The 10,083-nt window shown below is 69.9% G+C and carries 10 protein-coding genes; 6 read left to right on the top strand and 4 right to left on the bottom strand.

The window, feature by feature from the left end; translation table 11 throughout:
• The first annotated feature begins 252 nt into the window (after positions 1-252).
• The 3 genes from HDR73_RS10565 to HDR73_RS10555 all read left to right on the top strand — a co-directional run bounded on the left by HDR73_RS10565 (position 253) and on the right by HDR73_RS10555 (position 3,101).
• Positions 253-1,536 carry a uracil-xanthine permease family protein gene (locus HDR73_RS10565; protein ID WP_041464764.1) on the top strand — a complete coding sequence of 428 codons (1,284 nt, stop codon included), beginning with the start codon at positions 253-255 and terminating at the stop codon, positions 1,534-1,536.
• A 164-nt stretch (positions 1,537-1,700) separates the two neighbouring features.
• A complete protein-coding gene (locus HDR73_RS10560) occupies positions 1,701-1,946 on the top strand; it encodes a hypothetical protein (protein ID WP_223842673.1) in 246 nt (81 codons plus the stop codon).
• Positions 1,947-3,101 (top strand): glycosyltransferase 87 family protein, encoded by a 1,155-nt coding sequence (locus tag HDR73_RS10555; RefSeq protein WP_223842672.1) that lies wholly within the window; start codon positions 1,947-1,949, stop codon positions 3,099-3,101.
• Here HDR73_RS10555 and biuH read toward each other — a convergent pair.
• Positions 3,080-3,811, bottom strand: a complete 732-nt coding sequence (gene biuH, locus HDR73_RS10550) for a biuret amidohydrolase (protein WP_012300214.1) — start codon at positions 3,809-3,811, stop codon at positions 3,080-3,082. The genes HDR73_RS10555 and biuH overlap by 22 nt on opposite strands.
• Positions 3,808-5,184, bottom strand: a complete 1,377-nt coding sequence (locus tag HDR73_RS10545) for a cytosine permease (protein WP_012300213.1) — start codon at positions 5,182-5,184, stop codon at positions 3,808-3,810. The genes biuH and HDR73_RS10545 overlap by 4 nt, the downstream gene beginning before the upstream one ends.
• A 147-nt stretch (positions 5,185-5,331) precedes the next feature.
• Here HDR73_RS10545 and HDR73_RS10540 point away from each other — a divergent pair, with 147 nt between their 5' ends.
• Complete coding sequence (locus tag HDR73_RS10540) at positions 5,332-6,003, top strand: GntR family transcriptional regulator (RefSeq protein WP_012300212.1); 672 nt, start codon at positions 5,332-5,334, stop codon at positions 6,001-6,003.
• 125 nt (positions 6,004-6,128) lie between these two features.
• Here HDR73_RS10540 and HDR73_RS10535 read toward each other — a convergent pair whose 3' ends face one another.
• Positions 6,129-6,551, bottom strand: a complete 423-nt coding sequence (locus HDR73_RS10535; protein ID WP_133064096.1) for a hypothetical protein — start codon at positions 6,549-6,551, stop codon at positions 6,129-6,131.
• Positions 6,552-7,075: 524 nt separating this feature from the next.
• Here HDR73_RS10535 and HDR73_RS10530 point away from each other — a divergent pair.
• Together HDR73_RS10530 and HDR73_RS10525 are read left to right on the top strand one after the other, a co-directional pair.
• Positions 7,076-7,969, top strand: coding sequence for a chymotrypsin family serine protease (locus HDR73_RS10530; RefSeq protein ID WP_133064095.1), 894 nt, complete (start codon positions 7,076-7,078; stop codon positions 7,967-7,969).
• 242 nt (positions 7,970-8,211) lie between these two features.
• On the top strand, positions 8,212-8,493 hold the full coding sequence (locus HDR73_RS10525) for a hypothetical protein (protein ID WP_287136435.1): 282 nt from the start codon (positions 8,212-8,214) through the stop codon (positions 8,491-8,493).
• Between the two features lie 452 nt (positions 8,494-8,945).
• Here HDR73_RS10525 and HDR73_RS10520 read toward each other — a convergent pair whose 3' ends face one another.
• Positions 8,946-9,881 (bottom strand): trypsin-like peptidase domain-containing protein, encoded by a 936-nt coding sequence (locus tag HDR73_RS10520; RefSeq protein WP_165770258.1) that lies wholly within the window; start codon positions 9,879-9,881, stop codon positions 8,946-8,948.
• Positions 9,882-10,083 lie beyond the last annotated feature (202 nt).

The raw sequence follows: 10,083 nt of genomic DNA, 5'->3' as shown, positions 1-10,083 counted from the left end.
TGGGACATCGAGGCCTCCTGGCGATGGTTGAACTAGACAGCTCCATCAAGCCAGGAGGCCTCTTCACACGCCCCGAAGTGTCACCAACGTCACGGCCGAGTACACCTAGGCGCGACGGCCGGGGCGCCGCCGGGAGCGACGTCGCCGGATCCGGCACCGGGATCCGCTCCCGCGAAACGCCACCGCAACACGGCATCGCTACGCTCGCGGATCGGGGCGTCTCCCCACACACCCGCGCGGAAGCAGGCGATCATGGCCCGACAGATCTGGACCCTCCACGGCGACGGACGGACGGTGGAGACCTCCGCGGTCGTCGGCCCCGGCGAGCGCCTCACCTGGCCGCGCACCATCGGCCTCGGGATGCAGCACGTCGTCGCCATGTTCGGCGCGACCTTCCTCGTGCCCGCCCTCACCGGCTTCCCGCCGACGACGACCCTGTTCTTCTCCGGGATCGGGACGCTCCTCTTCCTCCTCATCACCAAGAACCGGCTGCCCAGCTACCTCGGCTCGTCGTTCGCGTTCATCGCGCCGATCACCGCGGCCAACGCGGCGACGGCCGCGGGCGGCGGCGGGATCGGCGCGGCGCTCGCCGGCATCGTGGCGGTCGGCGTGATGCTCGCGGTCATCGGCGGCATCGTGCAGCTCACGGGCACCGGCTGGATCGACGCGCTGCTGCCGCCCGTGGTGGCCGGCGCGATCGTCGCGCTCATCGGCTTCAACCTGGCCTCGGCTGCGCGCGACAACTTCGTCCTCGCGCCCGTGACGGCGACCATCACGCTCGCCGCGGTGATCCTCTCGACCGTGCTGTTCCGCGGGATCCTCGGCCGGCTCTCCATCGTGCTCGGCGTGGTCGTCGGGTACGTCGTGGCCGCGATCCGGCAGGAAATCGACTACTCCAAGCTCGAGGCCGCCGCGTGGATCGGGCTGCCCGAGTTCCACGCGCCCGAGATCACACCGCAGTTCTGGGCGTTGCTGCCGGCGTTCCTGCCCGTCGTGCTCGTGCTGGTCGCGGAGAACGTGGGGCACATCCGCGGCGTCGCGCAGATGACCGATGGCTCGGTCAACAAGCTCACCGGCCGCGCGCTCCTGGCCGACGGCCTCGCGACCGTGCTCGCGGGCCTCGGCGGCGGATCCGGCACCACGACCTACGGCGAGAACATCGGCGTGATGGCCGCCACCCGCGTCTACTCGACCGCCGCGTACTGGGTGGCCGGCGCGTTCGCCGTGCTGCTCGGGCTCTCGCCCAAGGTCGGCGCGGTCATCAACACGATCCCGGCGGGCGTGCTCGGCGGCGTGACGACCGCGCTCTACGGCCTCATCGGGATCATCGGGGTGAAGATCTGGCTGGACAACAAGGTGGACTTCTCCAAGCCCGTCAACCAGCTCACGGCCGCGACAGCGCTCATCGTCGCGATCGCGCCGTTCACCTTCACGCTCGGCACGGTCTCCTTCAACGGCATCGCGCTCGGGACCATCGCCGCCATCGTGATCTACCACGTGATGCACACGGTCGCGCGGCTCCGCGGCACCGACTGACGGGGGGCGTCCGGCCGCTCACGGCTCCGCGACGCGCGGGTGGCCTAGCATCGCGCTGCGGCGACGGCGCCGCGGGCGACCGCCGTCGCCCGCCCCCCCCGGACGCACGCCGCCCGGCCGCACCGGCCGCGTCGCGCATCCCGAGCCCAGGAGATCCACCCGACATGCACGCCCCCGGCGCCCCGAGCGGACGCGGCGCGACCACCGCCGACGCCGCGACCCGCGTCGGCGGCCCCTCCCGCGAGCGCATCCAGCGCCTGTGGCTGGCGTTCGCGCTCTGCCACCTCTGGCTCATCACGCTGAACCTCATCGGCCGGACCTCCGCGCTCGGCGACGTGACGGGCATCTACCGGATCTGGATGCGGGAGGGCGTCGCGGGAGCCGGCTGGGTCGGCATCGACGTGCCCTGAGTGTACCCGATCCTCGCGGCCGCGCCCATGATCGTGTCGCTCGCGGGCGGCACCGCGTTCTTCGGCACGGTGTGGCTCGCGCTGGTCACGCTCCTCGACGCCGCCGTCTTCGCGCTGCTGCTGTGCGCCCGCCGGGGTCGCGGCCTCTCCCCCGCCGCGTGGTGGCTGGGCTTCCTCGTGGCGCTCGGGCCGATCGCGCTCGGCCGCATCGACGCCGTCACCGTCTCCCTCGCGCTCGCGGGCCTGCTCGTGCTCGCGACCCGGCCGGCCCTCGCGTCCGCGCTCCTCACCGTCGGCGCGTGGGTGAAGGTGTGGCCGGCGGCGCTGCTCGTCGCGGCGCTGATCGTCCGCCGCGGCGCCGCGCGCACGTCGATCGGGGCGACCGCGCTGGTCACCACGGCCGTCGTCGCGGCGGGATCCCTCGCCCTCGGCAGCGGTGCGAACCTGCTCGGCTTCGTCGGGCAGCAGGCAGGGCGCGGCCTGCAAGTGGAGTCGAGCGCCGCGCTGTACCGCCTCTGGCGGATCGCGCTCGGCGACGACAGGTACCGGATCTACGACGACCCGCGCATCATCACGTTCCAGGTCGCCGGGCCGGGCGTCGACGCGGTCGCGGAGGCCATGACGCCCGTGATGATCGTGGCGGTCCTCGCGGTGACCCTGCTCGGGATCCGCGCCGCCCGCCGCGGCGCCCGGCCCACCGCCCTCGTGGGGCCGCTGTCGCTCGCGCTCGTGGCGGCGCTGATCGTCACCAACAAGGTGGGGTCGCCGCAGTACGTCTCGTGGTTCGCGGTGCCGATCGTCGTGATGCTCGTGCACGACCGCCGCGCCCGCGGCACGGCCCTCGTCGCGCGCCTCGGCCTGGTGGTCGCGGCGCTCACGCAGGTCGTCTACCCGTACGGGTACCTGCTGCTCACCTCCGCGGTGCCCGCGATGGTCGCCGTGATCACCCTGCGCGATCTCGCGGAGGTCGCGCTCCTGGTCGTCGCCGTGGTGCAGCTGGTGCGGCTGGGTGCCGCGGAGGCCGACGGGATCCCGCAGGCCGGGATCGCCCGCGCCCGGCGCCCCGCGACGCGGCCGGTGCGCACGGCCCTCGGCGCGCGCACGGTCGGCCGACGGGCGGCGGCGCCCGCGCGTCAGGAGAGCGGCACCGCCTGAGCGAGGGCGGCGAGCACGGCGTCCGACGTGGCGACGGCGCCGAACACGCCGCCCTGCATCGTGACCATCCGGAGCGCCGCCTCGTGGTTCGCCGGATCCGTGGCGCCCGTGCAGTCCGACAGCACGAGGCACTCGTAGCCGCGGTCGTTGGCCTCGCGCATGGTCGTGGAGACGCACACATCGGTCGTGATGCCCGTGAGGATCAGCCGGTCGATGCCGCGCGAGCGCAGCAGCAGGTCGAGGTCGGTCGCGTAGAAGGCGCCCTTGCCCGGCTTGTCGATCACGGGCTCGCCCGGGAGCGGGGCCACCTCGGGGACGATCTCCCAGCCGGGCTCGCCGCGCACGAGGATCCGCCCGCACGGGCCGACGCTGCCGATCTCGGCGCCCGCGCGCTCCGACCGCCACCGCTTGTTCGCGGGCAGGTCGGAGAGGTCGGGGCGGTGGCCCTCGCGGGTGTGAATCACGGACATGCCGAGCTCGCGCACCCGCTCGAGCAGCCGGGCGGTGGGCGCGAGGCCCGCGCGGGTGAGCGCGAGGTCGTAGCCCATGCGGTCGACGTAGCCGCCGACGCCGCAGAAGTCGACCTGCCAGTCGATGCAGACCACGGCGGTGCGGGCGACGTCGACGGCGCCGTCGTAGGGCCAGGCGTAGGGATCCGCCGCGACGGCCGTGGTGCCGGCGACGGGCGCGGGCACGGTGACCGCGCTCACGAGCGGGCCTCCCCCGCCTCGACGGCCGCGCCGAGCGGGGCGCGCACGCGTCCCGCGGCGTCCACGGCGACGAGCACGACCGCGCCGACGACCATGCCGACGACCGCCGTCGAGAGGAAGTCGGCGTACGCGTGGGCCACGAGCGCGACGACGGCGCCGACCGCCCAGCCGACGAAGGCGGGGGCGCGCCAGGCGCCGCGCGCGCCGACGGATCCGGCCGCCGCGCGTCGCGGTGCGAGCAGCAGCTGGTCGACGATGAGCACGGCGCCGATGGGCGGCACGATCACGCCCAGCAGGTTCAGCCACGTCTCGAAGTACGACCAGATGCCGGCGACCGCGAGGACGACGCCCACCGCGCCGAGCACGAGCGTGGTGCGGCGCATGCGCATCCCGGTGAGCTGGCTCCAGCCGACGGCGCCGTTGTAGAGGCAGTGGGCGCACACGGATCCGAGGTTCACCACCACGAACAGCACGGCGAGCGGCACGAGGGCACCGCCCTGCGCGACGAGGATCCCGAGGAAGTCGCCGCCCGCGGTGCCCGGGTCGGTCGCGCCGCCCAGCGCGACGACGAGGCCGCCGACCACGAGCGCGACGGCGTTGCCGAACGGGAACGCGGCGAGGGTCGCGAGCACGGCCTGCCGGCCCGAGCGCGCCCAGCGCGTGAAGTCGGCGGTCATGGTGCCCGAGTCGGCGAACAGCGCCACGACGAGGGTCACGGCCGCGCCGAAGCTCAGCGCGCCGGCTCCCGCCGCGGGCGCCGTCTGCAGCTCCGCGCCGCCCGACCTGGTCGCGACGATGACGACGGCGACCGCGCCGAGCACGAGGTAGAGGGGAGCGGCGACCACGCCGATCCAGGAGAGCGCGCGGATGCCGAGCAGCGTGACCGCGACGAAGAGGAGGCCCGCCACGAGCGTGGTGCCCGTCTGGTCCCAGCCGAGGCTGCCGTGGAGGGTGGATCCGGTGAGCCCGGTCTGGAACGCGAACCAGCCGATGACCACCGTGGCGAGGAAGCCCGCCGGCACGACGTACCCCTTCGCCCCGAACGTGCGCATGGCCATGAGCGCGAAGCTCTCGCCGCTGCGCCCGGCCAGGTAGCTGAGCGCCCCGACATAGACCATGAGGACGAGGGTGCCGACCGCGATGGCGCCCATGCCCGGCCAGAAGCCGAGCGAGTGGACGACCAGGCCGCCGAAGACCGCGCACGTGAGGATCATCGGGAAGCCCAGCCACACGGCGGCGACCGAGGAGGTGCGGCGGCGGGCGTGCGGCGGGACGGGCTCCGACTCGTACTCCGAGAAGGCGGGGCGGTCGGCGGGATCCGGATCGGCGGGGGCGGTGTGGCGCGCGACCGGCGGGGCGGCGGGATGCGACATGGGATCTCCTGGGATCGGGTGACGCCGGCGGGGGATCCGGCTGCGTCCTATAGGAACATCGGCGTCGCTCACGTGCGTTTCTGCGGTGTTTCCGGGATGTGAAACGCACCTGGGTGACCGCCGGATCGCGGATCCTATAATCGGGGCATGCCCTCCCCCGCGCTCGTCCCCGCCCGTCTCGGCGCCGCGGAGCGCGTGCGGGTGCTGCTCGAGGAGGAGATCCTCGGCGGCATCATCGCCCCCGGATCCCGCGTGAAGGCCGACGAGGTCGCCCAGCGGATGGGCACGAGCCACATCCCCGTGCGCGAGGCGCTGCGGGCGCTCGAGGCCGACGGCTGGGTGGTGCACCGCGCGCACGAGGGCATGTCGGTGCGGCCGCGCGTGCTGTCCGAGCTGGTGGACCTCTTCGAGGCGCGCGCACTGGTGGAGCCGCGGGCCGTCGAGCTCGCCGCGGGGCGCCGCACGGCCGACGACCTCCGCGAGCTCGAGCGGGTGATCCGCCTGCAGGAACGCGCCGCGGATCCGGCTGACCTCGCGCGCCTCAACTACGACTTCCACGTGGCCCTCGCGGCCGCGGCGCACAACAGCACGCTGGCGTCCGTCGGCGAGTCGATGTCGAAGCGCGTGCGCTTCCACTACCTGCCCGCCGCGAGCGCGCGACGGCCCGACTCCCTCGCGGACCACCGCGAGCTGCTCGCGATGGTCGAGCGCCGCGAGGGCGAGCGGGCGGCGGATATCGCGCTCCGCCACATCGAGGCGACGCGCGTCGACGCGTGCGCGGCGCTCGAGGACCTACTGCGCGCGGAGGCGGCGGGCTAGCCGTCGGCCGTCCGGGGATCGAGCCCGCAACCGCCGGCTGCTCGAATACAACCACCACCGGTCCAAACCACACTCAGCGGGCTCGCGCTCACCGACCGCGTTCACAACCTCACTGGGAACTACACCTAGTCACTCCCCTCGTCGAGGTCGATAACCCACGAATGAAAGGCGGGGTGCGCCTCTACTTCACACCTGGCGTGCTGTATTGCTATAGCGACGACACAACGCTTCGCTCCTGGGCCAGCCGACAGGACACCGTCCGCTCCGAGATTGATCGGGAGCATCGCGAGGATGATCTGAAGCGCTCCGAGGTTGATCGGTTCACGAAGCAGGTCGACCAGGAGCTTCGACTCCGAAATCGCCTTGGGGGCGCGGCCCGGGCGATCGGGTATCGGGCATTTGCAGATCACGCCATCAGGTCGAGTACACGTACTTGCGTCGAGATGCGGGACGTTCTCATGCAGGGTCGCGTTCTCGGCTGGGATCCCGAGTTTCGCATCGTCTGCGCTGATTGCGAGCTCGACTACATCGGCGAGCTCATCCCCCACGACACAGCAGTGTGCCCTCCTGTCCTGCGTCGCGCGTGAAGCGCCCACCGCGAGCCAGGGTGGACTCCCCACACAAGTCTCCAGCGACGTGCCGGCCTGGCCCCGTCTTCCTGACAACCCCTGAATGCTGCTCAGCAGCTGGCAGCCAGCTTCGCGGAAGGAGGGACTGACCACGGCAGGACGCATGCCACACGACACATCGCCAAGGAGGGAGGACACCTCGCTTCCTCGAATCGCCCGCATGGGACAGCAGCACCTTGCGGGCCATGGTTGCGGGACACTCGCGGCTGCGGGTCTCCGCGGCGAGCTCCGTCCGCTCACGGGACGTCCCGCAAGCCAACGGATGCGGGAGACGCGATGACCAAGCCACGATCCCGCGAACGTCGCGGCGCAGCGTGCAATGCGCTGCCGTCACGCCTCCGCGCAAGTTCGCCAAGGAGCGAGGCCGCCGATCCCGCCGCAGCCGTGAGGCGTACAAGTCAAACGTGTCCGGGCATCGCCCGTGCACGGCCTGCCTGTGTACCGTGAGCACGGGCATCGAGCGCGGCATCAGTAGATTCACGGTCATGTCCCCCACGTTTGTCTCATCCATCAGTGTTGCCCTTCGCGGGTACGCTCGCCGCCGACCTTTCCGCACCTGGCGTCACAGAGCTGCCGTCGTACTCGTTACCGCCGCGCTCGTCGCGTCGGCCACGCCGGCATCTGCAGTTGACTATGAGAGGACCCAGTACCCGGTCGTCGGTGGCACGGCGCTCCAGATGCGCGGCGGCTACTGCACAGCTGGCTTCGTCGTCAAGAAGGACGGATTCCTAGCCAACCTCAGCGCTGCGAGTCGGGCCACCCGCTACGTCGTGACCGCGAAGCACTGTGGTCCCGTCGGCACGGATGTGAGCGTCGGAGGGCAGTACCTGGGCAAGGTCGTATGGACCTCACAGATCAGCGACCTAGGAATGATCGAGGTCGCGCCCAACGTGCGTCGCATTCCGCACTGCAGTTCGCGGTCCACGGGGATCTCGTGCATCGTCATCACCTCCTATGATCCACGCGCCGTCGGGAGGGTGTTGCTGGCCAGCCTGCGGACAAGAAGCATCAGCACCGTACCCGTCACGGGCTTTGGAGACGGCGCCCCCAGTGGGGACACCGACGTCTGCACCTCCGGCGCTACGACCGGGCTGAGCTGCCTATGGACGGCGCACGAGCTCACGACGGAGCAGGTCAAATACGCGGGCGAACATGGCGCGACAACATCAGGCACCGGCCTCCTGGGCGGAGACTCGGGGTGCCCCGTGGTATCAACAAGCGGGCTCCTGTACGGCGTCCATTCAGCCGTGTTCCGATCCGATCCTAGCCTCATGACCTACATCAGCGCCGGGCAATTCTTCTTGGAGCGCCCCGGGTACTCGCTCGCCCCCTCCTGAACGGGAGCGAGCTGAAGGACACGGGCCGCCGAATTGCCGCCTCCCGAAACCGATCCGGATGCAGTGGCGGCGATCCTTCGTCTCCCGCTCCGGGGCGCCACATAGGTCCTCGTGCCAGAGGAGACTGATGTGCGGCGATCGAGAGGTCGAAGTACCGGGCGATTCTGAACGAGAAGATCCCGCCGGTGTCTCCGCGCATCGAGTTGCCGCGCTCATACCGGTTCCCACCCGTCCCCGCCGACATGCGCGAGGACCGCGAGCACCCGGACATCCGCATCGCACGCCGCGCGGGGACCCTCGCACGAGTTGCCGCAGTCGCCCACGAGCGCGGCGAAGTCTCCTCCGGGCTACGACGCGTGATCGTCATCCAAGCCGTCCGACTCGCCGACCTCACCGCTGCCCGCCTCGCGTACGCCGACGGCAGATCCCGACCCGCGCCAACCACGATTGACGTTCAAGGGCTCGTCGGCAGCGTCATGGCCGAGTTCGGAGAAGAGGGCCTGGACGGCACCTCCGACGCATAGCGAGCGTCACAGGAGGCCAGGCCGCGCTGCGGTGTCGACCACGCCGACGTCAGGGACGCCTCCTACGAAGCCGCGAGTGCGGCGGGTGATGAGCTACCAGCACGCCTCCCTGCAGGTGCATCTACCTCCACCCGTCGACGGCTGGTCGAGTGCATGGCCGCCAGACGCGCGCGACGCCCGCCCGAGCCGCACTTTGCCCCTCTCGACGCTTCGACTGGCACGCCGATAATATAAGTTATGTCAGATACGGTACGGGTGGCTCGCTTCCCCGCGCTCCCCTCGCGGCGCTCCCGTGCTAAAGCCACACTCAGGAGCCCCCTCCAGACAGTGGTCGACATCGCTGACAAGTTCCGAAACTTGCCGCACGCGACCATTTCACACCATCCGCTGAGTGCCTCTCCTTTCCCACTGCCGATGGCGAGCTCACACCCAGGCTTCGTCACGGTCCGCAGCTACGTTGCTAGGACGTAATAGGGTTGCTCTCGGAAAAGTACAGCGATGGGGATGTAGCTCATATAGGTCTCATCTCCTGAACCTGGCAAGCCACCAGCACCGATGATGCCAATGATCTTCATATCCCTACTGACGACAGGTCCCCCAGAGTCACCCCTCTGCGTCGCTGTTGAGAACGTCTCCGCCAAAACCTGCTGATTCTCGACAATAAGGCCGGGCGGTCGGTTTGTCGATACATAATTACACAGACGTCCCGTTATGTATCCGCTGGTGCAAAAAATCTCCCGAGCATCTGGGACCTTGGTTCCGGCTACCGGCACGGACGATTCCTGACCGGAGCGATTCCTCACAGCAAACACCTCACCCGTCGCCCGGGGCTCGTAGTCACTAGTGAGCGTGCAGCGGATACCCGCCGACGTTGGATAGCAGCTCCTCCTCGTCGTCTGCAAGGGCTCAATTCGGACAATTGAGAGGTCGGTGTCTGGCGATTCCCAGATGACCGACCCAACCTCAACGTCGTTAACGTGGACATGGGCGCCCCGACCGCCGCAATGCTTCGCGGTCGCTACATATCGGACGGCACGCTGATAAGGCGTGATTCGCGACAGGAATCCAGATCCTGTAAGCACCGCGCCAGCGGTGCAATCATAGTCTCTTGTATAGGTAGGTCCGTCACTCTCACTGAAGATGAGATGGGTACCCGCTCGCACAGGGAGCGATGCACGGGCGATGCGATCGACTGCCTGAGCCGGTGCGGCGACGGAGCAACATCCAGCAACGGTGGCGAACGCGAGCAGGAGGGCGAATATGCTTTTATGTGGGATTCTCACAGAAGTAGACACTAGGGCGAGAGACGGGCCGGGGAGCTGCACTCTCCACAGGTGCGACTCGCGCTCGCGCGGGGGTGAGGATCGAACTTTTAATAGCTGATCCATGGCGTCGGGAGCCACTGGCGGGGAGGAGCTCTCGCCTGGCCCGTCGCCAATCGGTCAGCGCCGAACGTACAGCGCTTCGGCCCCCGCAAGAGCGGTCTACTCGTAAGGCCCCACATCCCAGCACGGGATAGGATAGTTAAACCCGTAATAGTAATAGTAATAGTATCTTTCGCATTATACCCGGCCGGGAGTAGGTTCTAGT

The organism is Clavibacter sp., assembly GCF_014802555.1.
Taxonomy (GTDB): domain Bacteria; phylum Actinomycetota; class Actinomycetes; order Actinomycetales; family Microbacteriaceae; genus Clavibacter; species Clavibacter sepedonicus.
The sequence above is the reverse complement of the archived record's forward strand: the minus strand, read 5'-3'. Positions and strand labels throughout refer to the sequence as shown.

Coding starts and splice junctions, on each gene's coding strand:
- HDR73_RS10565 (WP_041464764.1), top strand. CDS start 253: ATGGCCCGACAGATCTGGACCCTCCACGGCGACGGACGGACGGTGGAG.
- HDR73_RS10560 (WP_223842673.1), top strand. CDS start 1,701: ATGCACGCCCCCGGCGCCCCGAGCGGACGCGGCGCGACCACCGCCGAC.
- HDR73_RS10545 (WP_012300213.1), bottom strand. CDS start 5,184: ATGTCGCATCCCGCCGCCCCGCCGGTCGCGCGCCACACCGCCCCCGCC.
- HDR73_RS10540 (WP_012300212.1), top strand. CDS start 5,332: ATGCCCTCCCCCGCGCTCGTCCCCGCCCGTCTCGGCGCCGCGGAGCGC.
- HDR73_RS10525 (WP_287136435.1), top strand. CDS start 8,212: ATGCGCGAGGACCGCGAGCACCCGGACATCCGCATCGCACGCCGCGCG.
- HDR73_RS10520 (WP_165770258.1), bottom strand. CDS start 9,881: ATGGATCAGCTATTAAAAGTTCGATCCTCACCCCCGCGCGAGCGCGAG.